This is a genomic window from Streptomyces sp. cg40, from assembly GCF_050320165.1.
Taxonomy (GTDB): domain Bacteria; phylum Actinomycetota; class Actinomycetes; order Streptomycetales; family Streptomycetaceae; genus Streptomyces; species Streptomyces hokutonensis.
Map to the genome: position 1 here is coordinate 4048861 of NZ_CP190128.1, position 24683 is coordinate 4073543.

Genomic DNA, 24683 nt, shown 5'->3' on the forward strand with positions numbered 1-24683 from the left:
GAGGGGGAAGGGGCGGGGGCCGGACACTACGTACGGGAGACGCGAGATGGCCGACACGGGCACGGATACGGACGCGACGACCATGGCCGGCGAGGGACCCCAACTGCGGCGCAGCCTCGGTTTCCGCGATCTCGTCGTCTACGGGCTGCTGTTCATCGCCCCGATGGCGCCGGTCGGCGTGTTCGGCACCCTGGACGCCAAGTCGCACGGCGCGGTCGCGCTGGTCTACGTCGTGGCGACGGTCGCGATGGCGTTCACCGCTTTCAGCTACGCGCAGATGGTGCGGGTCGTCCCCCAGGCGGGCTCGGTGTTCGCCTACGCGCGCGTGGGGCTCGGCAGGGAGGCCGGGTTCATCGCCGGCTGGATGGCGATGCTGGACTACGTCCTGATCCCCGCGGTCGCCTACCTCTTCTCCGGGATCGCCATGAACGCGCTGGTCCCGGAGGTCTCCCGGTGGGTGTGGACGGCGCTCGCGGTCGTCCTCACGACCTGCCTCAACCTCTGGGGAGTGCGGGCCGCCGCGCGCGTGGGCTTCCTCGTCCTCGCGATGGAGATCGTGGTCCTCGTCGTCTTCGTCGTGTCGGCGATCGTCGTCCTCGCGCGCGACGGCGCCGAACGGGGCTGGCTGTCGCCCCTCTCCGGGGACGGCACCCAGGGCGCGTTCGCGCTGTCGGCGGTGATCGGCGCGGTCTCCGTCGCCGTGCTCTCCTACCTGGGCTTCGACGCGGTCGCCACCTTCGCGGAGGAGGTCACCGGCGGCTCCGAGAAGGTCGCCAGGGCGCTGCTGTTCTGCCTCGCGCTGGCCGGTGTCCTGTTCATCACCCAGACGTACCTGGTCGCCCTCCTGGAGCCGACGACCTCCGCGCAGCTCGCCGCCGACGCCGGAAAGCAGGGATCGGCGTTCTACGACGCCGTCGACGTGTCGGTCGGCAACTGGCTGCACAACCTGGTGGCCGTCAGCAAGGCGATCGGCGCGGCCTTCGCGGCGCTCGTCGGGCAGGCCGCGGCGGGCCGCCTGGTCTTCGCGATGGCCCGCGACCGGCGCCTCCCCCGCGCCCTCTCGAAGACCGACGACGGCGTTCCCCGGGTCGCACTCCTGTCGGCGGCCCTCATCACCTTCGTCGCCGCGGTCTGGGCGGCCCGGCGCGACGACGGACTCGACCACCTGGTGTCGGTCGTCGACATCGGCGCCCTGACCGCCTTCACACTGCTGCACGCGAGCGTGGTGGGCTGGTTCGCGGTACGGCGCCGGGGAGGGCCGGTGGTGTGGTGGCGGCACGTGCTCGTACCGGTGCTGGGAGCGGCGATCACCGTCGCGGTGATCGTGGAGGCGTCCGGTACGGCACAGGTGGTGGGTGCGATCTGGCTGGCGGTGGGACTGGCGGTGCTCGCGGTGCAGGGCAGCCGGAACAAGGCCGACACGGAGACCGGTTGAGGGTCGTACGCTCCTCACCTCGACCGCACTGTCAGACCTGGCCGTTACTCTCGGGCGCATGGCTCTCAACACGGCTCCGGACGCCCCGCTCCCCGTCGGTGAGGTCTCCCGGCTGATCGGCGGGTGGATCGACCGGCTCGGCGCGGTGTGGGTCGAGGGGCAGATCACCCAGCTGTCGCGGCGTCCCGGTGCCGGTGTCGTGTTCCTGACGCTGCGCGACCCGTCGTACGACATCTCGGTGAGTGTGACCTGCTTCCGGCAGGTGTTCGACGAGATCGCGGATGTCGTCAGCGAGGGCGCGCGGGTGGTCGTCCTCGCGAAGCCGGAGTGGTATGCGCCGCGCGGGCAGTTGTCGTTGCGGGCCACGGAGATAAGGCCGGTGGGGGTGGGTGAACTCCTCGCGCGGCTGGAGCAGTTGAAGAAGTCGCTGGCCGCGGAGGGGCTGTTCGCGGCCGACCGGAAGAAGCCGTTGCCGTTCCTGCCGCAGCTCATCGGGCTGGTCTGCGGGCGGGCCTCGGCCGCCGAGCGGGACGTCCTGGAGAACGCGCGGCACCGCTGGCCCGCCGTCCGCTTCGAGGTGCGCAACGTGCCCGTGCAGGGCGTGCACGCCGTGCCGCAGGTCGTGCAGGCCGTGAAGGAGCTGGACGCGCTCGAAGGCGTGGACGTGATCATCGTGGCGCGGGGCGGCGGCAGTGTGGAGGACCTGCTGCCGTTCTCCGACGAGCAGTTGGTGCGGGCCGTGTCGGAGTGCCGTACGCCCGTGGTGTCCGCGATCGGGCACGAGCCCGACAACCCGCTCCTGGACTACGTGGCCGACCTGCGCGCCTCCACCCCCACCGACGCGGCGAAGAAGGTCGTACCGGACGTGGGCGAGGAGTACGAGCGGGTACGGCAGCTGCGCGACCGGGCGCGGCGGTGTGTGGTGGCGTTCGTCGACCGGGAGGAGCGCGGGCTGGCGCAGGCGCTGGCACGGCCGTCGATAGAGGATCCGCACCGGATGATCGACGAGCGGGCGGACCATGTCGCCGCCCTCCTCGACCGGGGCCGGCGCACCCTCGGCCACCTCCTGGACCGCGCCGACTCGGAGCTGACCCACACGCACGCGCGCGTGGTGGCCCTCTCCCCCGCGGCGACCCTGAAGCGGGGGTACGCGGTGCTGCAGAAGGCCGACGGGCACGCCGTCCGCGACCCGGAAGAGGTGACGGCCGACGAGGTGCTGCGGGCACGGGTCGCCGAGGGCGAGTTCACGGTTCGAGTCGATACGGCACATGCATAGGGTGGGCGAATGACCAGCAAGGTGACGGAAGAAGCCCTCGGGTACGAGCAGGCGCGCGACGAGCTGATCGAGGTCGTACGGCGGCTGGAGGCGGGCGGTACGACGCTGGAGGAGTCGCTCGCGCTCTGGGAGCGGGGCGAGGAACTGGCGAAGGTGTGCCGGCGCTGGCTGGACGGGGCCCGGGCACGGCTGGACGCGGCGCTGGCGGAGGAAGAGGCCGAAGAAGAGGGCCGCGAGTAACACTGACTGTGATCCGCTGTGAGGCGGATCACCATGCTCCGTTTTTGGTTGAATGTTGAACCTAACGTCGCGTACGGTCGGTCTCGTCAGCTTAACCGGACCGCGGTCCGGTAATCCGCTTCCGCCCCCCGAGGAAGTTCTCGCATGTCTCTCGTTCTTGACCCCGCCGCCCAGGACCTGCTGTTCCGCGAGGCCCGCACCGCGAACACCTTCACCGACGAGCCCGTGACCGACGAGCAGGTCCAGGCGATCTACGACCTGGTCAAGTACGGCCCGACCTCGATGAACCAGTCGCCGCTGCGCATCACCCTGGTCCGCTCCCCCGAGGCCCGCGAGCGTCTCGTGCAGCACCTCTCCGAGGGCAACCAGAAGAAGACCGCCGCCGCCCCGCTGGTCGCGATCCTCTCCGCGGACAACGAGTTCCACGAGGAACTGCCCACCCTGTTCCCGCACTTCCCGCAGGCCAAGGACACCGTCTTCGCCGAGCGCTCGGCCCGCGAGCACAACGCCGCGCTGAACGCCGCCCTCCAGGCCGCGTACTTCATCATCGGCATCCGCGCCGCCGGCCTCGCCGCGGGCCCGATGACCGGCCTCGACTTCGCGGGCGTCCAGAAGGAGTTCCTGGACGACGACCACACCCCGTTCGTCGTCATCAACATCGGCAAGCCGGGCGAGGACGCCTGGTTCCCGCGCTCCCCGCGGCTGGCGTACGACGAGGTCGTCACCACCGTCTGAGACGCGTGACGCACGGAAGGCCCCGGCGCGGACAGGAAACCGTCCGCGCCGGGGCCTTCCGTATTCGCCAATCGCCGTTGCCGTGACGCTCAGTGCGGCACTAGGGTCCTTCATGTGACTGCCGGGTCGGCCAATGGCCATTCACGAGTGGGGCACCCGGCCTCGGCGTGAGCACGAGGCGGGCAAGAGCCCCGCCGTTTCTCCTTGTCTTCCCTTCTGGCGCCCGGACGTGGCGCTCTCATCGGACCCAAGACTCGGAGACCCGCCCACACATGTCACTGCCGACCACCGTCCAGCTGAACCACACCGCCGTCTACGCCGTGGACCGCCAACTGTCCGCCGAGTTCCTCGCCGCGATCCTCGGTCTGGAGGTCGGCGTGCCCTTCGGGCCGTTCGTCCCCGTGGACCTGGGCAACGGTGTGACGCTCGACTACTACGAGAAGCGCGACGAGCCGATTCAGCCGCAGCACTACGCGTTCCTCGTGCCCGAGGAGCGGTTCGACGCGATGATCGGCCGCCTGGAGGCGGTCGGGGTGACTTACTACTCCGACCCGTACCACAAGGATCCCGGCCGGACCAACGACCTCTTCGGCGGTCGCGGCGCCTACTTCGAGGACCCGGGCGGCCACAACATGGAGATCATGACGCGGCCGTACGTCCGGCCGTAGCGCGGGGACGCCGTCGGGCTACTTCATCTGCAACGCCGTTGCCATCTCGGTCAGTTGGGCGAAGGAGCCCGTGCCCGCCACGACCGTCGTCGAGCCCTTGTCCGCGAGCACGAGGGCGTCGTAGCGGCCGCCGGTCCAGCGGGTCCAGGTGTGGCCGTCGATGGTCTGGGTGGTCCTGGTCGCGGCGGCGCCCTGGCTCGCGGTATCGATGAAGTCGGCCGGCTTCTGAGTCGACTGCTCTATCTGCACGTACTGACCACCGGGGGCACTGAACCCGAGGTGCCAGGCGTCGAACGCGGCGCCGTCGTAGCGGACCGAGGTCGCCTTCCAGCTCGCGGGCAGGCCCTCCGGCGCCGCCACCGGGTACGGCGCCGCGCGGCGTGCGGTGAGCAGCTCCACGCGGTAGTCGACCCGCTTGACGTCCGGAGCGTGGTCGCTGTGCGGGATGAAGATGTAGACGATCGCCGCCGCGATCCCGATCAGGCCCAGGGAGAGAATCATGTCCCGGACCGTCTTCTGCTTGCCGTTCGAACCTGCCACGTCCCTATCGTCGCAGGTGCCCTGGTCCGCTCATCCGTGGGGCCCCCTGCTCATTTTGTCTGCCTGGCGATAGAGTCGTGGCCATACCCTCATCCGGCCGTCGTCGTATCAGAAAGGTGCGCTCCGATGACCGAGCATCATCATCTGCCGTCCGAACTCGAAGTCCCCTCCGAGGCCCCCGACCGCAACCTCGCCCTGGAACTCGTCCGGGTGACCGAAGCCGCCGCGATGGCCGCGGGCCGCTGGGTCGGGCGCGGTGACAAGAACGGCGCCGACGGTGCCGCCGTGCGCGCCATGCGGACCCTCGTCTCCACCGTCTCGATGAACGGCGTCGTCGTCATCGGCGAGGGCGAGAAGGACGAGGCGCCGATGCTCTTCAACGGCGAGCGCGTCGGTGACGGGACCGGGCCCGAGTGCGACATCGCCGTCGACCCGATCGACGGGACCACCCTCAACGCCAAGGGCATGCCGAACGCGATCGCGGTGCTGGCCGCCGCGGACCGGGGTTCGATGTTCGACCCGTCCGCCGTGTTCTACATGGACAAGCTGGTCACCGGGCCCGAGGCCGCCGAGTTCGTCGACATCGAGGCCCCGATCTCGGTGAACGTCCGCCGGGTCGCCAAGGCCAAGCGGGTCACGCCCGAGGACGTCACCGTCGTCGTGCTGGACCGGCCGCGGCACGACGGGATCATCAAGGAGATCCGGGAGACCGGTGCGCGGATCAAGCTGATCTCCGACGGGGATGTGGCCGGCTCGATCCTGGCGCTGCGCGAAGGCACCGGCGTCGACCTGCTGCTCGGTGTCGGCGGCACGCCCGAGGGCATCATCTCGGCCTGTGCCGTGAAGTGCCTCGGGGGCGTGATCCAGGGCAAGTTGTGGCCCAAGGACGACGCGGAGCGGCAGCGGGCGCTGGACGCGGGGCACGATCTGGACCGGGTGCTCACCACCAACGACCTGGTGTCGGGCGAGAACGTGTTCTTCGTCGCGACCGGGATCACGGACGGGGAGCTGCTGCGGGGCGTGCGGTACCGGTCGGAGACCGCGACCACCGACTCCATCGTGATGCGGTCCAAGTCGGGGACGGTGCGGCGGATCGACTCGGAGCACCGGCTGAGCAAGCTGCGGGCGTACAGCGCGATCGACTTCGACCGGGCCAAGTAGCCACTCCACAGCCAGAACCACGACCACACGGCCGTATGTGAAAGAGGCGCCCCCGGTGCGGTGGGGGCGCCTCTTCTACGGCGGTCAGCCGGCCGCTGCTATGCGGCCCGCCGCCCTCGCCTTCTGGAGTTCCACCTCGCGGCGGCGGCGCCTGGCCAGGACCACGCGGCGTTCGGCGGCGGTGAGGCCGCCCCAGACGCCGTAGGGCTCGGGTTGGAGGAGGGCGTGTTCGCGGCACTCGACCATGACCGGACAGCGCGCGCAGACGCGCTTGGCGGCGTCCTCGCGGGAGAGCCGGGCGGCGGTGGGTTCCTTGGAGGGTGCGAAGAACAGGCCGGCCTCGTCGCGCCGGCACACCGCTTCGGTGTGCCATGGAGCGTCTTGGTCCCTGTCTCGCGCAGGCACCCGCTGGGCCGGAACAGCAGCTACCTGCAGGGACGAATGCGGCGGTTGCAGCACGGTCTACTCCTGACGACGGCTTCGCGAGCGAGAGACGATGCAGCAAGGCCTACCCGCTGTGCGCGCGCCTATGCACTGAGTTCCGAACCGCTGGTTTCCGTGTGCTTGTGCGCGATGTCAGGGGCGGACCGGCGTGGACCGATCAGCTCCACATGTGTCCCGATTCACAACCGTCAACGGTCCAGGTGTTTGCGCAAACCCTTGTCGACCTTGCGCTGAACCCGATCGAGAATGTCCGCAACGAGCTTGCCGCGCTTGGGTTTTGCCTCGATGTTTCCGAGTACGGCCCATCCGTCGACGTAGATCACGGGCGCGTCCGGCTCCAGTGAGTCCAGCGTGTCCACCTCGAAGTTGCCGAGGACTCCGCCGCCGGTGCCGCGCAGCGACACGTTCTCCGGGACGCGGATCTCCACGTTCCCGAACACCGAGATCGCCTTGATGACGACCTGCTGGTACTCGAAGATCGCCTCGCTGAGGTCGATCTCGACGCTGCCGAACACGGCGTACGCGTGCATGCGGCGGCCCGCGCGCCAGCGACCTTTGCGCATGGCGGAGCTGAACACCGCCACCACGTTCTGGTCGGCCTCGGCCGGGATCGCGCCCTCCGTCGGGCGGTTCGGCGCGGGGCTGTACGACGCGGCCGTCGCCCGGTGCCCATGGGCGGCCGGCAGATCCTGGATGAAGACCTCCAGCTCACCGACCGTCTTGGCGCTCAGCACCCCCTCGACCCGCTCGGCGTGCTCGTCGGCGCTCAGCCGCCCCTCGGTCAGGGCGTCGCGCAGGATGTCGGCGATGCGGTCACGGTCGGCGTCCGAGGCGCGCAGCGCGGACGCGGCGGGCGCGGGCTGCGGGGCCGTGGGCGCGGATGCGGGCTGCTTCTGAAGGTCCACGACAGCAGAGTACCGAAACGCGATAGATCGCGACTAGGGGTGTGGACAACGTTGGCGTGGCGCGGCCCCCGGCGAACTGAGCCTTACCTCACAAGCCCGCTGTCAGCGGCAGGTTCTACGCTGGTGAGCGCCCGCCAGTGTCGGCGGGCGGCCGTCTGTCGAGTGAGGAATGGGCTGCGATGCCTGAGTTCGCGTACACCGATCTGCTCCCCATGGGAGAGGACACCACCCCGTACCGGCTGGTGACCTCCGAGGGTGTCTCCACCTTCGAGGCCGACGGGCGGACGTTCCTCAAGGTCGAGCCGGAGGCGCTGCGGAAGCTGGCGGCCGAGGCGATCCACGACATCCAGCACTATCTGCGGCCGGCCCACCTCGCGCAGCTGCGCCGGATCATCGACGACCCCGAGGCGTCGAACAACGACAAGTTCGTGGCTCTGGACCTCCTGAAGAACGCGAACATCGCGGCGGCCGGTGTGCTGCCCATGTGCCAGGACACCGGTACGGCGATCGTCATGGGCAAGCGCGGACAGAACGTCCTCACCGAAGGTGAGGACGAGGCGGCGCTCAGCAAGGGCATCTACGACGCCTACCTGAACCTCAATCTGCGCTACTCGCAGATGGCCCCGCTGACCATGTGGGACGAGAAGAACACCGGGTCGAACCTGCCCGCGCAGATCGAGCTGTACGCGACCGACGGCGGCGCCTACAAGTTCCTCTTCATGGCGAAGGGCGGCGGCTCGGCCAACAAGTCGTTCCTCTACCAGGAGACGAAGGCGGTCCTCAACGAGGGCTCCATGATGAAGTTCCTCGAGGAGAAGATCCGTTCGCTCGGTACGGCCGCCTGCCCGCCGTACCACCTGGCGATCGTGGTCGGCGGTACGAGCGCCGAGTACGCGCTGAAGACCGCGAAGTACGCCTCCGCGCACTACCTGGACGAGATCCCGGCCGAGGGTTCGGAGCTGGGGCACGGCTTCCGGGACAAGGACCTGGAGCAGAAGGTCTTCGAGCTGACGCAGAGGATCGGGATCGGGGCGCAGTTCGGCGGCAAGTACTTCTGCCACGACGTGCGGGTCGTCCGGCTCCCCCGGCACGGCGCCTCGTGCCCCGTCGCCATCGCCGTGTCATGCTCCGCCGACCGGCAGGCCGTCGCGAAGATCACCGCCGAGGGTGTGTTCCTGGAGCAGCTGGAGACCGACCCGGCGCGGTTCCTGCCGGAGACGACCGACGAGCACCTCGACTCGGCCGGCGAAGACGTCGTCCGCATCGACCTCAACCAGCCCATGGACGACATCCTCGCCGAGCTGACCAAGTACCCGGTCAAGACCCGGCTCTCGCTCTCCGGGCCGCTGGTCGTGGCGCGTGACATCGCGCACGCCAAGATCAAGGAGCGGCTGGACGCGGGCGAGGAGATGCCGCAGTACCTGAAGGACCACCCGGTGTACTACGCCGGGCCGGCGAAGACCCCCGAGGGGTACGCGTCCGGCTCCTTCGGGCCTACGACGGCCGGTCGTATGGACTCCTACGTCGAGCAGTTCCAGGCGGCGGGCGGGTCCAAGGTGATGCTCGCCAAGGGGAACCGCAGCAAACAGGTCACCGACGCGTGTGACGCGCACGGCGGCTTCTACCTCGGGTCGATCGGTGGGCCGGCGGCCCGGCTCGCGCAGGACTGCATCAAGAAGGTCGAGGTCGTCGAGTACGAGGAGCTCGGCATGGAGGCGGTCTGGAAGATCGAGGTCGAGGACTTCCCGGCGTTCGTCGTCGTCGACGACAAGGGCAACGACTTCTTCCAGAACCCGGCGCCGGAGCCGACGTTCACGCACATTCCGGTGCGGGGGCCTGGGCTGGTGTAGGACGTTCGGGGTGGCCGGGGGTGGATTTCGCCCCCGCCGCCCCTACCCGTCCCGTCCTCCAGGGGCTCTGCCCCTTCGACCCCGTTCCCAGGGGGCTCCGCCCCCTGGACCCCCGGTCGGCCTGGACGGCCTCGTCCTCAAACGCCGGACGGGCTGATTGCGGCCGCCCGGGGTGAGCGGTGTCCCGGGATGAAGGAAACCGTCCCAATTCGTCCCAGGGACACACGGGACGGCATTTCCGCCCGCTTTGCCGGAAAAGCTCCGTGCTGACTGGATCACAGCCCGTGGTCCTCGGTCGACTCGGAGGAACCCCCCATGATCCGACGCACTCTGCGCAACGGCCTCGTGGCCGCGTTCGCGGCCGTCGCTCTCTTCCCCGCGGCAGCCGTCGCCGCCCCGGCCGGCCACTCGGCGCCGCACCCCACCCGGCACCACGTCGCCCACCACCACGTCGCCGCCCGCACCTGGGGCAGCGTCACGACCCGCCACTACACTCGTCTGAACGTCCGCTCGGGCCCCGGCACCGGCTACCGGATCGTCGGCACGCGGCCGGTCGGGCGGGCGCTGCCCATCGTCTGCAAGACGCGCGGCTCCAACGTCTTCGGCAACCACCGCTGGTACAAGCTCCCGCACCACGAGGGCTACGTCTCCGCGCACTACGTCCGCAACCACAGCGCCGTCCGCTGGTGCTGACCCCCGCCTGACCGACGGTGTTCCCCGACGGGACGATCCCGTACGTCCCGTCGGGGAACACCAGGTCAACACCCCTTCATATTCCGGCGACCCGGGTGTGGCCCCACACCACCCCCGGGAAGGGAAGGCCCTGTGACGGTCGAGAGACAGCGGCTCCTGGCGGAACTCCACCTCCTCAAGCGGCGGACCGGGCTGAGCCTGGCCGCGCTGGCCTCCGTCACGCCGTACAGCAAGTCGACCTGGCACCGTTATCTGAGCGGCGACCAGTTCCCGCCACGCGCCGCTGTCGAGGCGCTCGCCCGGCTCGCGGGAACCGAACCCGGCACGCTGCTCGCCCTGTGGGACACGGCGACCCGGGAGCAGTCCAGGCCCATCGAACCTCCCGCCCCGCCCGTACGCCCCCGCCGGCTGCGTGCCCCCGCCCGCGCCCTCGTCGCCCTCGCCGCGGTGGCCACGACGGTCGCGGTCACCGCCGGTGCCGCCGACGTCCTCGACCGCGACACGGACCAGGTGGCCTTCTCCTGCCGTTACGGTGGCTGTCAGGGGGAGCTGCCGTCCGCCGGGGCCTGCGCCCGGGACGCCCGTACGGAGAGCGTCGTCGCGCGGGCCACCCAGGTCGTACGGCTGCGGTACTCGCCGTCCTGCGCCACCGTCTGGTCCGAGGTGCGCACCCGGATCGGCGGCGCGCGGGAGATCTCGATCAGGTCGGGGCGGGACGAGCTGTCCGCCGAGTACCCGGGCGACCGCTCGGACGGCTACAGCAGCCCGATGCTGGCCTCCTCGGACCCGCGCGGGGCACAGGCGTGCGCCGAGGTGGCCGGAAAGCCCGTCTGCACGGCCCCCGGCCACTGACCCGGAACATCCCCGCCCTCCCGGTCGATATACAGGTATGAGCGACTACCGCATCGAGCACGACTCCATGGGCGAGGTACAGGTCCCGGCGGACGCCAAGTGGCGGGCGCAGACGCAGCGGGCCGTCGAGAACTTCCCCATTTCCGGCCAGCGCATCGAGCGCGCCCACATCGAGGCCCTGGCCCGGATCAAGGGTGCCGCCGCCAAGGTGAACGCCGAGCTGGGCGTGCTCGACAAGGACATCGCGGAGGCGATCCAGGAAGCCGCCCGTGAGGTCGCCGGCGGGGCCTGGGACGAGCACTTCCCGATCGACGTGTTCCAGACCGGGTCCGGCACCTCGTCGAACATGAACACCAACGAGGTGATCGCGACCCTGGCGACCGAGCGGCTCGGGCGCCCTGTGCATCCGAACGACCACGTCAACGCCTCGCAGTCGTCCAACGACGTCTTCCCGTCCTCCATTCACATCGCGGCCACCGGTGCCGTGATTCGTGATCTGATCCCGGCGCTTGAGCATCTCTCGGGCGCGCTGTCGCGCAAGTCCGTCGAGTTCGCCGATGTCGTGAAGTCCGGGCGGACGCATCTCATGGACGCCACCCCGGTGACGCTGGGGCAGGAGTTCGGCGGGTACGCGGCCCAAGTGCGGTACGGCGTCGAGCGGTTGCAGTCCTCGCTGCCGCGGCTGGCCGAACTGCCGCTGGGCGGGACCGCCGTCGGCACCGGGATCAACACCCCGCCCGGGTTCTCCGCCGCCGTGATCGCGGAGGTCGCCCTGGTCACCGGGCTGCCGCTCACGGAAGCACGCGACCACTTCGAGGCGCAGGGCGCCCGGGACGGGATCGTCGAGACCAGTGGGCAGCTGCGGACCATCGCCGTAGGACTGACGAAGATCGCCAACGATCTGCGGTGGATGGCGTCCGGGCCGCGCACCGGGCTGTCCGAGATCTCGCTGCCGGATCTTCAGCCGGGGTCATCGATCATGCCCGGCAAGGTCAACCCGGTGATTCCGGAGGCCGTGCTGATGGTGGCCGCGCAGGTCGTCGGGAACGACGCGACCGTCGCCACCGCCGGGGCCGCGGGCAACTTCGAGCTGAACGTCATGCTTCCGGTGATCGCCAAGAACGTCCTGGAGTCGATCAGGCTGCTCGCCAATGTGTCGCGGCTGCTCGCCGACCGGACCGTGGACGGGATCGTCGCGCACCGGGAGCGCGCGCGTGAGTACGCGGAGTCGTCGCCGTCCGTCGTCACCCCGCTGAACAAGTACATCGGGTACGAGGAGGCCTCCAAGGTGGCCAAGAAAGCACTGGCGGAACGCAAGACGATCCGCCAAGTCGTGCTGGAGGGCGGCTATGTGGAGCGCGGTGATCTGACGGTCGTCCAACTCGACGAAGCCCTCGATGTCCTGCGGATGACGCGTCCGTAACCAATTGTCGCCATGGCGTGAACCGTGACGCGCGCCGCAGCGTCGTATGCCCGGGGCACCTAATATCTGTTCATGGCAGACGGTGGAGCGGTGAGAGCGGTGGAAGCGGGTACGTCTACGGCCTTCTGGGCGCCCGGGAGTCAGATCCTGTGGCGCTATCGGGAGAACGCCGGACCGCGCTTCCACATCGCCCGCCCCGTCACGGTCGTGCGCGACGACGAGGAGCTGCTCGCTGTCTGGATGGCACCCGGCACCGAGTGTGTGAAGCCGGTGCTCGCGGACGGCACGTCGGTGCACGTGGAGCCGCTGGAGACGCGGTACACGAAGCCGCGCACGGTCCAGCGCGACCACTGGTTCGGGACCGGTGTGCTGAAGCTGGCGCGGCCCGGTGAGGCGTGGTCGGTGTGGCTGTTCTGGGAGCCGGGATGGCGGTTCAAGAACTGGTACGTGAACCTTGAGGAACCGCTGGCCCGTTGGGCCGGCGGGGTCGACTCCGAGGACCACTTCCTGGACATCACCGTTGAGCCGGACCGGAGTTGGGAATGGCGCGACGAGGACGAGTTCGCGCAGGCCCAGCGGGACGGGCTGATGGATTCCCAACTCGCCGAGCGGGTGCGGAAAGCGGGCTGGTCCGCGGTGGAAGCGATCCGCGCGTGGGGCTCCCCGTTCGCAGACGGCTGGCAGCACTGGCGCCCGGATCCGTCCTGGGCTGTACCTTCACTTCCGGAGGACTGGGACCGCACTCCCGCGCACATGTCCACATGAGACCCTTGATGCGCCCCCGGTGCGCAACCGTAGGATCGTCCTCCGCAAGGGCACCGCGACAACTCCCGGCGCATGCACCGGGACTGACCAGATGTCACCGAGGGGCGGCAGGACGTGAGCGAGGGGTACGAGGGCAACACCGGCGACACCGGTCCTGAGGGCCGCCGGTCCACCGGTGGCACAGGAACAGCCTCTGACCACGCGGGAATTCCGTTCCTGGGGCACGTATTCCGGGTATCGGCATTTCGGCGGGACGAACCGTACGTACGGCGTGCGGTCCCGGACGGACGGATTCGACACGCGTGACGGAGCACCCCACCTCCTTCGAGCGCCCACAGGGCGCCGACCCCACGGACCCCCGTGGGGCGCTTCTGCGTACCTCGACGCCGCCGCCCAGGCCGTCCGGTGCCCCGGCCTTACCGGCTCAGGCACGCACCGGTGAGCCGTCCTCGGCGCCGGGTACGAGCACGTCCCGCGCCAAGGGGAAGGACCCGGCAGGTACCCCTGTGAAGCCCGACACCGCAGGTGGCTCCGAGCACTCCCAGCCCTCGGCCGCCGAACCCGACGCCCACCGTCCGCGCCCTGCGCCCGAGGGCATCCCGGCCCAGCCGGGGGTCGGGGAGGTCCCCGACGCCGTCGCCAAGGAGCGCCGTACGGGACAGGGGCTGCCCCCGGGCGGTCCCATGCCGATGCGGCGGGACGGGGACCGGCTGCGCTTCGTGGGCGCCGCGACCCGGCGGATCGCCCGCGGGATCGACCTGGACGAGATCGTGATGGGGCTGTGCCGGGCGACCGTGCCGACCTTCTCGGACGCGATCCTGGTCTATCTGCGCGACCCGCTGCCCGTCGGCGACGAACGGCCCACGGGTCCCGTCGTGCTGCGGCTGCGCCGCACCGACCGGATCCCGGAGGAGCGGGACACGGAGAACGGCTTCATGCCGGCGCTCCAGCCCGAGCAGCCGTCCGAACTCTCGGCGGTCACCGCCGAGTTGTGCGAGGTCAGGCCCGGCGGCGCGCTGAACGAGGTGCTGCGGGGCGTACGTCCCGTCTTCGCCGACTCCCCGGCCGCCCGCGCCGCGCTGCCCGAACTTCTCGGCGAGGGCGGCGAGTTGATCGTCCCCACAGGCCAGCGCGCGATCCTCGCGCCACTGCGCGGCCGGCGCCGGGTGATCGGCGCCGCGCTCTTCCTGCGCCGTCCCGAGCGCATGGCGTTCGAGGCCGACGACCTCCTCGTCGCGGCCCAACTCGCCACGCACAGTGCCCTGGGCATCGACAAGGCGGTGCTCTACGGCCGTGAGGCGTACATCGCCGACGAGCTCCAGCGCACCATGCTCCCCGAGACCCTCCCGCGCCCCACCGGCGTGCGGCTGGCCTCCCGCTACCTCCCGGCCGCCGAGACGGCCCGGGTCGGCGGCGACTGGTACGACGCGATCCCGCTGCCCGGCAGCCGGGTCGCGCTCGTGGTCGGCGACGTCATGGGCCACTCGATGACCTCGGCCGCGATCATGGGCCAACTCCGCACCACCGCCCAGACGTTGGCGGGCCTGGACCTGCCCCCGCAGGAGGTCCTGCACCACCTCGACGAACAGGCCCAGCGGCTGGGCCATGACCGCATGGCGACCTGCCTCTACGCGGTCTACGACCCGGTCTCGCACCGCATCACCATCGCCAACGCGGGCCATCCGCCACCGGTGCTGCTGCATCTGGGCGGCCGGGCGGAGGTCCTGCGGGTGCCGCCCGGCGCTCCGATCGGGGTCGGCGGCGTCGACTTCGAGGCCGTAGAGCTGGACGCACCCGCCGGAGCGACCCTGCTCCTCTACACGGACGGGCTGGTCGAGTCGCGGCTCAGGGACGTCTGGACCGGGATAGAGCAGCTGCGCGAGAAGCTGGCCGCGGTCGCGCAGCTCACCGGACCGGACCATCCGCCGCCCCTGGAAGCGCTGTGCGACGAGGTGCTCGACATGCTCGGCCCGGGCGACCGGGACGACGACATCGCGCTGCTCGCCGCCCGTTTCGACGGGATCGCGCCGAGCGACGTGGCGTACTGGTTCCTCGACCCGGAGGACTCCGCGCCCGGCCAGGCCCGCCGGCTGGCCCGGCGGGCGCTGGCCCGCTGGGGCATGGAGGACCTGAGCGACTCGGTGGAGCTGCTGGTCAGCGAGGTCGTGACGAACGCCGTACGGTACGCCTCCCGGCCGGTCACGCTACGGCTGCTGCGGACCGACGTACTGCGCTGCGAGGTCGGCGACGACGTGCCCCAACTGCCCAGGCTGCGGCAGGCACGGGCCACGGACGAGGGCGGACGCGGTCTCTACCTGGTCAACAAACTGGCCCGTCGGTGGGGAGCGACCCGGCTCAGCACCGGAAAGGTGGTCTGGTTCGAACTGAACCGGAATTAGGCCCTGACAGAAGTTGGGCGCCCGGCGATGTGCCGGGCGCCCTTTCTCTTGTGTGACCCGGCTACTGCCCGAACTGGTCCAGCGGCTGGTCGGTGTTGCCGTCGCCCGGCGTCGGCGTCGGACTGGTCGTCGGCGTCGGACTGGTCGTCGGGGTCGGCGTGGGTGTCGGGGTCGGCGTGGGCGACTCCGTCGTGGGAGTCGGCGAGGGGCTCTTCGTCGTCGGCGTCTCGGACGGCGTCGTCGACACGGTCGCGCTCGGGGTCGGCGTGAAGTCCGGCTCGACGGCCGCGCCCTGGTCGGTCTCCAGGTCGAACTTGTTGTTCGCCTTGGTCACTCCGAACATGTACGTCGCCCAGATCTGCGCCGGGTAGCCACCACCGTTGATACGGCCGCCGCCCGCGGTGATCAGACCCGTCGCACCGGTCAGCGGGACCTGGGCGCCGCTGCCCTTCTTCTCGCCGAACAGGCCCACCGAGGTGACCAGGTCGGGCGTGTAGCCGGTGAACCAGGCCGACTTGTTGTTGTCGGACGTACCCGTCTTGCCCGCGACCTGCTGCCCGTCGCGCTTGCTGTTCTCGGCCACCGACACCTTCGCCGTACCGTCGTCGACCACACCGGTCAGCACCGAGGACACCGTGTCGGCGGCCTCGCGTGGGATGACCTGGGCACCGATCGGGTTCGGCATGGTGACCGTGCGCGTGTTGTGCGACACCGACTTGATGATCGCCGGGGTGACCTTCCGGCCGTGGTTGTCGAAGGTGGCGTAGACGCCGGCCATCTCCATCGGGCTCGCGCCCATGGTGCCCAGGGTCTGCGCCGGTACGGCCTTCAGGTCGCCGGGGTCCATGCCCAGCTGCTCGGCGGTCTTCATCACCTTGTCCATGCCTACGTCGACACCGAGCTGCGCGAAGACCGAGTTGATCGACTTGTTCATCGCCGTCTGGACGGTGACCTTGCCGTAGTTCTGGTCGTCCTCGTTCTCCGGCGCGAAGGCGATGTCGCTGCCCACGACCGGGCGCTTGCTGGTGCCGTCGTAGAGCGTGTCGGTGGTGATCGTCTTGCCGGACTGCGTCTTGGCGCCGTCCGCGAGGGCCGCGGCCAGGATCACCGGCTTGAAGGTGGAGGCGGGCTGGTAGTCGGTGCGGGTGGCGTTGTTCGTGAAGTGCTCCGTGTAGCCAACGCCGCCGTACATCGCCACGATCCCGCCCGTCTTCGGGTCCACGGACACCGCGCCCGGCTGGACGTTCCCGTCGACCTTGCGCTTCTTGGCGTCGAGCTTGCTGGTCAGCTGGGACTTGACCGACTTCTCCAGCTGGGCCTGCTTCTTCTTGTCGATGTTGAGCGTGATCGTCCAGCCGCCCGCGTCGACCAGCGCCTCGGCCTCCTTGGTGTTGGCGGCCTGGCCGCTGGAGATCAGCTGCTTCTCCAGCGCCGCGTTGGCCTCGGTCACCAGGTAGCCGTTCTGCCCCTCCATACCGGCCTCGGCCTTGGGCGGCTTGGGGGTCGGGAACGTCATCTTCTGGCGCTCGGCGGAGCTCAGCCAGTTCTGCTCGACCATGTTGTCCAGTACGTAGTTCCAGCGCGCCTTCACCAGCTGCTTGCCGGTGTCGGTGGCTATCGCCCAGTCGTACTGGTTCGGCGCCTGGAGCAGTGCGGCGAGATAGGCGCCCTGCTCGACCGAGAGCTTCCTCGCGTCGACCTGGTAGTAGGCCTGCGCGGCGGCCTGGATGCCGTAGGCGCCGCGGCCGTAGTAACTGGTGTTGATGTACCCGGCGAGGATGTAGTCCTTGGACTTCTCGCGGTCCAGCTTCAGGGAGATGACCAGTTCCTTCAGCTTGCGCGTGACGGTCTGGTCCTGCGTCAGGTAGTAGTTCTTGACGTACTGCTGGGTGATCGTCGAGCCGCCCTGCGCGCCCTTGCCGGACAGCGTGTTGAGCAGACCGCGCGCGGTGCCCTTGAGGTCGACGCCGGCGTCCTTGTAGAAGGTCTTGTTCTCGGCGGCGACGAACGTCTCCTGGACGGCCTTCGGGACCTGCGAGAGGTCCACGTTCTCCCGGTTGACCTGGCCCCTGCGGGTCAGGGTCGAGCCGTCGCTGTACTTGTAGACGTTGCTCTGGAGCTTCGCGGTCGCGTTGCCCGCGGGGATGCTGATCATCATGTAGAGCACGATGAACGCGCCGATGCCGAGCAGGCAGAAGCCGAGGAAGGTGCCGAGGATCTTCTTCCAGGTGAAGAGCCTGCGTATGAAACTCTTACCGCTCTTGCCGCCCTTGGCGTCCGTGCCGGCCGACGCTGTGGCGGTGGCCCCCGACGAACGGCGGGTCTTGGGCGCAGCGCGGCGGCCACCGCGTTGTCGCGCTCGTCGCTCTTCCGCTCGTCCCATGAGTCCGTCTGCTCCGCTTCCGTCTCGTCCGTGCCTGCAAGTCAGCTCAGAAAGCTAACACCGCCAGTTGTGACAAAGGTCTGCCGATCCTGTCTTTTACGGACGTGAGAATCAGCACCTGTTCCAACGGAACCGACGTACGAACGGGGTTGAGGGTTGCCGCGCGAGGGTAAAGTGATATCACTTTGCTTCAACCAAGATATGGGGGACATGATGGCCACGGACTCACCCACGGCGGACGTACCCGAGATGCCCGCCCCGCGTGTGCGCGAGTTCGCCGCGCACAGCATCGGCGGCGCGCTGGCGCTGGTCCTCGGACTGGCCGGGCTGCTGATCTCCGCCGGACTGCTCGCCACCGCCACCGCGGTCACCGCGCCCGGCGGCAAGGCCGCGCTGATCGTCGGCGGCCTCCTCGTCCTCCTGGCCGCGGTCATCGCGATGCGCGGACTGAACACGGTGGCGCCGGGCGAGGCGCGGGTCGTGCAGCTCTTCGGGCGCTACCGGGGGACCATCCGGCAGGACGGGCTGCGCTGGGTGAACCCCTTCACCGCGCGCACGAAGATCTCCACCCGCGTCCGCAACCACGAGACCGCGGTCCTCAAGGTCAACGACGCCTACGGCAACCCGATCGAGCTGGCCGCGGTCATGGTGTGGAAGGTCCGCGACACCGCGCAGGCCACCTTCGAGGTGGACGACTACAGCGACTTCGTCGCCATCCAGACCGAGGCGGCCGTACGGCACATCGCCATCGAGTACCCCTACGACTCCCACGACGAGGGCGGGCTCTCGCTGCGCGGCAACGCCGAGGAGATCACCGAGAAGCTCGTCCTCGAACTGAGCGCGCGCGTCGAGGCGGCCGGCGTCCAGATCATCGAGTCCCGCTTCACGCACCTCGCGTACGCGCCCGAGATCGCCTCGGCGATGCTCCAGCGGCAGCAGGCCGGGATGGTCGTCGCGGCCCGGCGGCAGATCGTGGACGGGGCGGTCGGGATGGTCGAGGCGGCGCTGGCCCGGATCACCGAGCGGGACATCGTGGAGCTGGACTCCGAGCGGAAGGCGGCGATGGTGTCCAACCTGCTGGTGGTGCTGTGCGGGGACCGGTCGCCGCAGCCCGTGCTGAACACGGGGACCCTCTACCAGTGACAGACCCCTCCGAGCCCTCCGGGGCGAAGCGCCGGCCGCAGCAGGAGCGCAAGCAGGTACTGCTGCGGCTGGACCCCGCGGTCTACGAGGCCGTCGCCCGGTGGGCCGGGGACGAACTGCGGTCCGCCAACGCGCAGATCGAGTTCCTGCTGCGGCGGGCTCTCGCGGAGGCGGGGCGGCTTCCCGGGGAGGCCGGGCCGCTGCCGCGCCGCGGCCGGCCACCCCGGCCGCCCCAGTGACAGAACCGTGACAATCGGCCCTCACCTGCGGGGCCGCACCCCGGGCCATGATCTACACACTGTGCGTATACACGCCAGGTATACGCCGTGTGTAGAGTGCTCCGCATGTCCATCGGTCACACCCTTCTGGGGCTCCTTGAGTCCGGCCCGCGCCACGGTTACGACCTGAAGCGGGCCTTCGACGAGAAGTTCGGTCACGACCGGCCGCTGCACTACGGCCAGGTCTACTCGACGATGTCCCGCCTGCTGAAGAACGGCCTCGTCGAGGTCGACGGCATCGAGGCCGGCGGCGGTCCCGAGCGCAAGCGGTACGCCATCACCGACGCCGGGATCACCGACGTACAGCAGTGGCTCGCGACGCCCGAGAAGCCCGAGCCGTACCTTCAGTCGACCCTCTACACCAAGGTCGTTCTCGCGCTGCTCACGCACCGCAACGCGGCGGAGATCCTCGACGTGCAGCGCTCCGAGCATCTGCGGGGCATGCGGATCCTGACCGACCGCAAGCGCAAGGGCGATCTCGCGGACCAGCTGATCTGCGACCACGCCCTCTTCCATCTGGAGGCCGACCTGCGGTGGCTGGAGCTCACCGCGGCGCGTCTCGAAAAGCTCGCCGAGGTGGTGGCCAAGTGACGACACATCCCGCCGGTTCCCTGCTCGCGGCCGAGGAACTGCGCAAGGCCTACGGGCCGACGACCGCGCTCGACGGCGCCGAGTTCTCCATCCATCCCGGAGAGGTGGTCGCCGTGATGGGGCCCTCCGGGTCCGGGAAGTCGACGCTGCTGCACTGCCTCGCCGGGATCGTCCCGCCCGACTCGGGCTCGATCACCTACAACGGGCAGGAGATGGCGACGATGAGCGACGCCCAGCGCAGCGCGCTGCGCCGCTCGGAGTTCGGGTTCGTGTTCCAGTTCGGCCAGTTGGTGCCCGAGCTGACCTGTGTCGAGAACGTGGCACTGCCGCTGCGGCTGAACGGCACGCACCGCAAGGAGGCCGAGCGGGCCGCGCTCCACTGGATGGAGCGCCTGGAGGTCGACGACCTCGCCAAGAAGCGGCCCGGCGAGGTCTCCGGCGGTCAGGGGCAGCGCGTCGCCGTCGCCCGCTCGCTGGTCACCAACCCGCGCGTGCTGTTCGCCGACGAGCCGACCGGCGCGCTCGACTCGCTCAACGGCGAGCGCGTGATGGAGCTGCTGACCGAGGCGGCCCGGTCCACCAACGCGGCCGTCGTGCTGGTCACGCACGAGGCCCGGGTGGCCGCCTACTCGGACCGCGAGATCGTCGTACGGGACGGCAAGTCCAAGGACATGGAGCGCATCGTATGAACCTGCGTCAGTGGGCGGCCGATCTGGCCATGGGGGTGCGGTTCGCCTTCGCCGGCGGACGTGAGGGCTGGGTACGGGCCGTACTGACGGCGGTCGGCGTCGGTCTCGGGGTGGCGCTGCTGCTGCTCACCACCGCGCTGCCGAACGCGCTCTCCCAGCGCGACGACCGCGGCAGCGCGCGGCAGGACTTCACCTACAGCGGGAAGCAGCTGCCGAAGGCGGACAACACTCTGGTCATAGCCAACTCCGACACCACGTTCCGCAGCAAGGACGTGCGCGGCCGGCTGCTGGAGCCGGAAGGCACCAAGGCACCGCTGCCGCCGGGCCTCACGAAGTTCCCGGCGACCGACGAGATGGTCGTCTCCCCCGCGCTCGACGAGCTCCTCAAGTCCGGCTCCGGGAAGCTGCTGCGCGAACGGCTGCCCTACAAGATCACCGGCACCATCGCGCGGACCGGGCTCATCGGCCCCGCCGAACTCGCCTACTACGCGGGCGGCAAGGACCTCTTGCAGCACCAGGGCGGCAGCAACGTCGAGCGCATCAACTACTTCGGGCCCTCCCCCAACAGCACGCCGGACAAGCTCGACCCGATCCTCCTGCTGCTGATCCTGATCGTCTTCGTCGTCCTGCTGCTGCCGGTCGGCGTGTTCATCGCGGCGGCCGTGCGCTTCGGCGGCGACCGCCGGGACCGGCGGCTCGCGGCGCTGCGCCTGGTCGGCGCGGACGGGCGGATGGCGCGCCGGATCGCGGGCGGCGAGGCGCTCGCGGGGGCGCTCCTCGGGCTCGTCGTCGGCACCGGATTCTTCCTGGTGGGGCGGCAGTTGGCGTCGCTCGTCGAGGTGCGGGACATCAGCATGTTCCCGAGCGACCTCAACCCCTCGCCGCTGCTCGCCCTGGCCGTCGCCGTCGCCGTGCCGGCCGCGGCCGTCCTGGTGACGCTGTTCGCGCTGCGCGGGGTGGTCATCGAACCGCTCGGTGTGGTCCGCAAGGCGAAGCCGCCGCGGCGCCGGCTGTGGTGGCGGCTGCTGATGCCGCTGGCCGGCCTCGCGATGCTCTACCCGATGATCGGCCAGGGCAACAGCGACGGGAACTTCAACCAGTGGCTGGTGATCGGCGGCACGGTCCTGCTGCTCGTCGGCATCACCGCCCTGCTGCCGTGGATCGTCGAGGCCACCGTGGTCCGGCTGAACTCCGGCTCGGTGTCCTGGCAACTCGCCGTCCGCAGACTCCAGTTGAGCAGTGGTACGGCCGCCCGCATGGTCAACGGCATCGCGGTCGCGGTGGCAGGTGCGATCGCGCTCCAGATGTTGTTCTCCGGCGTCGAGGGCGGCTACACCGAGCGGACCGGCAACGACGTGAACCGGGCCCAGATCGAGGTCTCCGTCGACGGCGCCACCTCGCTGGCCCAGGCCGACGGGCAGCTCGCCCGGACCAAGGGCGTCCGGCGGACGGCGGCCGTCTCCCTCACCTGGATCGGCGAACGGGCCAAGAACCCGGACGGCAACCTGGAAGTCGCCGTCGGCAGCTGCGCCCAGCTTCAGGAGGTGGCCCGGCTGACGGGCTGCCGCGACGGCGACATCTTCCGGATCACCGGCGGCGGCGCCGACCTCGACCAGCAGACGGCACACACGGCCAAGGCGGGCCGGACGGTGTACTTCGACCCGTCCTACGACTCGTCACCGGCCCACGACACGGTGGCCTGGAAGGTGCCCGCGGGTCTGAAGACGGCGACCCATCGCGAGGACCCGACCGGCTACGCCCGCGACGGTCTGCTGATCACCTCGGGCGCGCTGCCCGCGAACGCGGCGAAGACCCTGGACCAGCACGTGTTCGTCACGTTGGACGGCTCGGTGCCGGACGCGACCGACTACGTGCGCAACACCGCCGCGAAGCTCGACCCGCTGGGGGACGTGTTCGTCCTGGCGTCCACCCGGCAGTCGGCGCAATTCACGTCCATCCGCACCGGACTGCTGGTCGGCGCGACCTGTGTGCTCGTCCTGATCGGGGCCAGCCTGCTGGTGTCGCAGCTGGAGCAGTTGCGCGAGCGCAGGAAGCTGTTGTCGGCGCTGGTCGCCTTCGGCACCCGGCGGCGCACGCTGAGCCTGTCGGTGCTGTGGCAGACGGCGATCCCGATCGGCCTGGGCCTGGCCCTGGCCTCGACGGTGGGGCTGACCCTGGGCGCGGTGCTGCTGAAGATGACGGCCACGCCGGTGGCCATCGACTGGGAGAGCGTGCTGATGATGACCGGCATCGGCGCGGGGGTCGTCCTGGCGGTGACCCTGCTCAGCCTGCCGCCGCTGCTGCGGATGATGCGGCCGGACGGGCTGCGCACGGAGTAGTCCGTCCGCAGCCGCCCGTCCGCCCTCGTCAGAGTCCGTACTCCCGCACCACGCGCCGGACTTGGGCGAACAGCATGCCCACGTTCACCGACTTGCGGCAGACCACCACGGCGACGACGTCCTGTTGCTCGGTCATCCGCACGAACAGGTGGGTGAGGTTCTCGCTGTTGACGAGGATCTCCTGGAAGAAGTGGTGGTCACTGGTGATCCCGCGGCGCTCCTTGAAGACGTCCTCGATCATCACGACCGTCCGGCCCTGGAACAGGTCGAGGGTCGCACCCGCCAGCAGGTCGAGGACCTCTGGCGGGTGGTTGTCGATGGTCTCGTACGACAGCAGCATGCCGGTGGACATGTCGACCACGCCCGAGGCCACACAGTCGGGGGCGTCGGTCCGGAGGGTTTTGACCAGGCCCATCACCTGGTCGGAGAATCCTGGAGTCATACGCTTCGTCGCCATCCCTTCACACTCCTTCTGATGCCTTCTCGGTGAGGATCGACTCGATCCGGTCGAGCGTCGGCCGGGCCGCCAGATGCAGCCGGTCCACGTCCATCCCCTCGTCGCCGAGCACCACCATCAGCGCGGTGTCGCCCACGGCGTAGGTCGCGGCGCAGCCGTGACTGCCGTACGTCACCGTCTGGCGCAGCGTGCCGCGGTCGGTGGCCTCGGCGGTGCGCCGGGCGAGGCCGAGGCCGGCCGCGGCGAGCGCGGCGAGGGCCTCCGGGTCGATCGAGTCGGCGGTGTCGGCCGCGATGAGCAGTCCGTCGGCCGCCGTGACCGCGGTGTCGGTGATTCCGGTCACCTGTTCCCGCAGTGTGCGCATTTCCAATGTCAGGGCTTTGTGATCCACTTACTCAACTCCCCTAAAACTGATCGCAATTGTCCGTCAGGGTCATTTCGAGGTTCCGTTCCGCAGGCGGAAGAACCCTTTCCAGCCCGCCCCGCTCTTTTCGGGGACGAGAGATTCGGTGATACCGCTGGCCCCCGGATTCCGGCGGGGCAGCGCGGTGGGTGCGGCCTGTGCGGTGAACTGCGGTGGCGCGGGCGCCGGTTCACGACGGCGCAGGACGGGCCCTTCGGGCGGCACCCGGACCGGGATCGGCACCGGGGTGTCGGAGCACTCCAGCAGCCCTTCGGCGAGCATCCGCGCGACCTCGGTGGTGACCGGGTAGACCCCGCGCCCGGTACGAAAGGCGAGATCCCGGGCGGTACGGCGGCCGTCGACATGGGTGAGCAACTCCCGTTGCAGCATGCCGAGTCCGGCCTCGTCGAGGCCGCCGGCGGGGGCTCGGGGGCGTTCCCGGTCGGGCCGTACGGGACACGGGAGCGCGGCGATCGCGGCAAGTCTGCGGGCCCCGTCCTGGAGCAGCCGGATCGGGGGTTCGCCGATGCCCACGGGCGCCAACGGCCTTACGTCCGGGGCGCGTTCGCAGTGGTCGACGTCTCCGGCGACGACCGCGAAGGCCGCGTCGTGCAGGGCCAGCACACACACGATCCGCAACTGGGCGGCCCCCGCGTACCCGTGGGCGATCAGTCCGGCCACCGGCCAGCGCGAGCCGCCCGACTCCCGTACCAGATCGGCCCATTGCTCGCCGGTGACCCGGCCGGAGCGCAGCAGCAGTGCCTCGGGGCCCGGCGCGCCGGGGCTCTCCACCGCGATGACGAGCCCGCCGCGCAGATGGAAGATCCCGCCGGGTCTGCCGGACACCCGCAGTCCCCCGGTGAACTCCTCGCGCCCACAGGCCGAAAGAGCCGCCGCGAGCAGGTCGTGACCGACCCGGCCGAGGGAATCCCGAATGCCCGACATCACTCCCCTAGGCTTTTCGTACACGCACCTGACGTGTAGCGCTGAGGGGTGAAGGTGTATCAGTCCGAG

24 protein-coding genes are annotated in these 24683 nt (G+C 70.0%); 17 read left to right on the forward strand and 7 right to left on the reverse strand.

The window, feature by feature from the left end:
* Nucleotides 1-46 precede the first annotated feature (46 nt).
* The 5 genes from ACQHII_RS17695 (at nucleotide 47) to ACQHII_RS17715 (ending at nucleotide 4354) form a co-directional block, all read left to right on the forward strand.
* Nucleotides 47-1435, forward strand: a complete 1389-nt coding sequence (locus ACQHII_RS17695) for an APC family permease (protein ID WP_427920203.1) — start codon at nucleotides 47-49, stop codon at nucleotides 1433-1435.
* Nucleotides 1436-1493: 58 nt separating this feature from the next.
* Nucleotides 1494-2711, forward strand: coding sequence for an exodeoxyribonuclease VII large subunit (xseA, locus tag ACQHII_RS17700; protein ID WP_427920204.1), 1218 nt, complete (start codon nucleotides 1494-1496; stop codon nucleotides 2709-2711).
* A gap of 9 nt (nucleotides 2712-2720) precedes the next feature.
* The gene (locus ACQHII_RS17705) at nucleotides 2721-2951 is read left to right on the forward strand and encodes an exodeoxyribonuclease VII small subunit (protein ID WP_427920205.1); all 231 of its coding nucleotides are present in this window, start codon (nucleotides 2721-2723) and stop codon (nucleotides 2949-2951) included.
* 144 nt (nucleotides 2952-3095) lie between these two features.
* A complete protein-coding gene (locus ACQHII_RS17710; RefSeq protein ID WP_427920207.1) occupies nucleotides 3096-3686 on the forward strand; it encodes a malonic semialdehyde reductase in 591 nt (196 codons plus the stop codon).
* A 272-nt stretch (nucleotides 3687-3958) separates the two neighbouring features.
* The gene (locus ACQHII_RS17715; RefSeq protein ID WP_427920208.1) at nucleotides 3959-4354 is read left to right on the forward strand and encodes a VOC family protein; all 396 of its coding nucleotides are present in this window, start codon (nucleotides 3959-3961) and stop codon (nucleotides 4352-4354) included.
* 18 nt (nucleotides 4355-4372) lie between these two features.
* Here the strand turns inward: ACQHII_RS17715 and ACQHII_RS17720 are convergent, their stop codons facing one another.
* On the reverse strand, nucleotides 4373-4894 hold the full coding sequence (locus ACQHII_RS17720) for a DUF4245 domain-containing protein (protein WP_427920210.1): 522 nt from the start codon (nucleotides 4892-4894) through the stop codon (nucleotides 4373-4375).
* 126 nt (nucleotides 4895-5020) lie between these two features.
* On the opposite strand from ACQHII_RS17720, the gene glpX reads away from it, so the two are divergent.
* Nucleotides 5021-6055 (forward strand): class II fructose-bisphosphatase, encoded by a 1035-nt coding sequence (gene glpX, locus ACQHII_RS17725; protein ID WP_019072737.1) that lies wholly within the window; start codon nucleotides 5021-5023, stop codon nucleotides 6053-6055.
* Nucleotides 6056-6139: 84 nt separating this feature from the next.
* On the opposite strand, the gene ACQHII_RS17730 is transcribed toward glpX, so the two are convergent.
* Nucleotides 6140-6514, reverse strand: a complete 375-nt coding sequence (locus tag ACQHII_RS17730) for a WhiB family transcriptional regulator (protein ID WP_427920211.1) — start codon at nucleotides 6512-6514, stop codon at nucleotides 6140-6142.
* Between the two features lie 173 nt (nucleotides 6515-6687).
* On the reverse strand, nucleotides 6688-7404 hold the full coding sequence (locus tag ACQHII_RS17735; RefSeq protein ID WP_427920212.1) for a DUF1707 SHOCT-like domain-containing protein: 717 nt from the start codon (nucleotides 7402-7404) through the stop codon (nucleotides 6688-6690).
* 179 nt (nucleotides 7405-7583) lie between these two features.
* Here ACQHII_RS17735 and ACQHII_RS17740 point away from each other — a divergent pair, with 179 nt between their 5' ends.
* The 6 genes from ACQHII_RS17740 to ACQHII_RS17765 all read left to right on the forward strand — a co-directional run bounded on the left by ACQHII_RS17740 (nucleotide 7584) and on the right by ACQHII_RS17765 (nucleotide 15386).
* Entirely contained in the window at nucleotides 7584-9254 is a 1671-nt protein-coding gene (locus ACQHII_RS17740; RefSeq protein WP_427920213.1) for a fumarate hydratase, read from the forward strand.
* 315 nt (nucleotides 9255-9569) lie between these two features.
* Nucleotides 9570-9947, forward strand: a complete 378-nt coding sequence (locus tag ACQHII_RS17745; protein WP_427920214.1) for an SH3 domain-containing protein — start codon at nucleotides 9570-9572, stop codon at nucleotides 9945-9947.
* Between the two features lie 132 nt (nucleotides 9948-10079).
* A complete protein-coding gene (locus ACQHII_RS17750) occupies nucleotides 10080-10799 on the forward strand; it encodes a DUF2690 domain-containing protein (RefSeq protein ID WP_427920215.1) in 720 nt (239 codons plus the stop codon).
* Between the two features lie 37 nt (nucleotides 10800-10836).
* Entirely contained in the window at nucleotides 10837-12222 is a 1386-nt protein-coding gene (locus tag ACQHII_RS17755) for a class II fumarate hydratase (protein WP_427920216.1), read from the forward strand.
* 72 nt (nucleotides 12223-12294) lie between these two features.
* Entirely contained in the window at nucleotides 12295-12987 is a 693-nt protein-coding gene (gene fomD / locus ACQHII_RS17760; protein ID WP_427920217.1) for a cytidylyl-2-hydroxypropylphosphonate hydrolase, read from the forward strand.
* 302 nt (nucleotides 12988-13289) lie between these two features.
* Complete coding sequence (locus ACQHII_RS17765) at nucleotides 13290-15386, forward strand: SpoIIE family protein phosphatase (protein WP_427920218.1); 2097 nt, start codon at nucleotides 13290-13292, stop codon at nucleotides 15384-15386.
* Between the two features lie 61 nt (nucleotides 15387-15447).
* Here ACQHII_RS17765 and ACQHII_RS17770 read toward each other — a convergent pair whose 3' ends face one another.
* Nucleotides 15448-17769 carry a transglycosylase domain-containing protein gene (locus tag ACQHII_RS17770; protein ID WP_427920219.1) on the reverse strand — a complete coding sequence of 774 codons (2322 nt, stop codon included), beginning with the start codon at nucleotides 17767-17769 and terminating at the stop codon, nucleotides 15448-15450.
* 210 nt (nucleotides 17770-17979) lie between these two features.
* Between ACQHII_RS17770 and ACQHII_RS17775 the strand changes: the two genes are divergently transcribed.
* From ACQHII_RS17775 to ACQHII_RS17795, 5 genes are all read left to right on the forward strand, one after another.
* Nucleotides 17980-18912 carry an SPFH domain-containing protein gene (locus ACQHII_RS17775; RefSeq protein WP_427920220.1) on the forward strand — a complete coding sequence of 311 codons (933 nt, stop codon included), beginning with the start codon at nucleotides 17980-17982 and terminating at the stop codon, nucleotides 18910-18912.
* Nucleotides 18909-19151, forward strand: coding sequence for a hypothetical protein (locus tag ACQHII_RS17780; RefSeq protein ID WP_093628922.1), 243 nt, complete (start codon nucleotides 18909-18911; stop codon nucleotides 19149-19151). The genes ACQHII_RS17775 and ACQHII_RS17780 overlap by 4 nt, the downstream gene beginning before the upstream one ends.
* 105 nt (nucleotides 19152-19256) lie before the next feature.
* Nucleotides 19257-19781, forward strand: coding sequence for a PadR family transcriptional regulator (locus ACQHII_RS17785; protein ID WP_427920221.1), 525 nt, complete (start codon nucleotides 19257-19259; stop codon nucleotides 19779-19781).
* Nucleotides 19778-20470: an ABC transporter ATP-binding protein gene (locus ACQHII_RS17790; RefSeq protein WP_019072750.1), complete on the forward strand. Its 693-nt coding sequence runs from the start codon at nucleotides 19778-19780 to the stop codon at nucleotides 20468-20470. The genes ACQHII_RS17785 and ACQHII_RS17790 overlap by 4 nt, the downstream gene beginning before the upstream one ends.
* Nucleotides 20467-22809 (forward strand): ABC transporter permease, encoded by a 2343-nt coding sequence (locus tag ACQHII_RS17795; RefSeq protein WP_427920222.1) that lies wholly within the window; start codon nucleotides 20467-20469, stop codon nucleotides 22807-22809. Before ACQHII_RS17790 ends, ACQHII_RS17795 begins: the two co-directional genes overlap by 4 nt.
* 28 nt (nucleotides 22810-22837) lie before the next feature.
* Here the strand turns inward: ACQHII_RS17795 and ACQHII_RS17800 are convergent, their stop codons facing one another.
* The 3 genes from ACQHII_RS17800 to ACQHII_RS17810 all read right to left on the reverse strand — a co-directional run bounded on the left by ACQHII_RS17800 (nucleotide 22838) and on the right by ACQHII_RS17810 (nucleotide 24614).
* Nucleotides 22838-23266, reverse strand: coding sequence for a hypothetical protein (locus ACQHII_RS17800; protein ID WP_019072752.1), 429 nt, complete (start codon nucleotides 23264-23266; stop codon nucleotides 22838-22840).
* Nucleotides 23267-23270: 4 nt separating this feature from the next.
* The gene (locus tag ACQHII_RS17805; RefSeq protein WP_427920223.1) at nucleotides 23271-23630 is read right to left on the reverse strand and encodes a roadblock/LC7 domain-containing protein; all 360 of its coding nucleotides are present in this window, start codon (nucleotides 23628-23630) and stop codon (nucleotides 23271-23273) included.
* Between the two features lie 69 nt (nucleotides 23631-23699).
* On the reverse strand, nucleotides 23700-24614 hold the full coding sequence (locus tag ACQHII_RS17810; protein WP_427920224.1) for a MarR family transcriptional regulator: 915 nt from the start codon (nucleotides 24612-24614) through the stop codon (nucleotides 23700-23702).
* Nucleotides 24615-24683 lie beyond the last annotated feature (69 nt).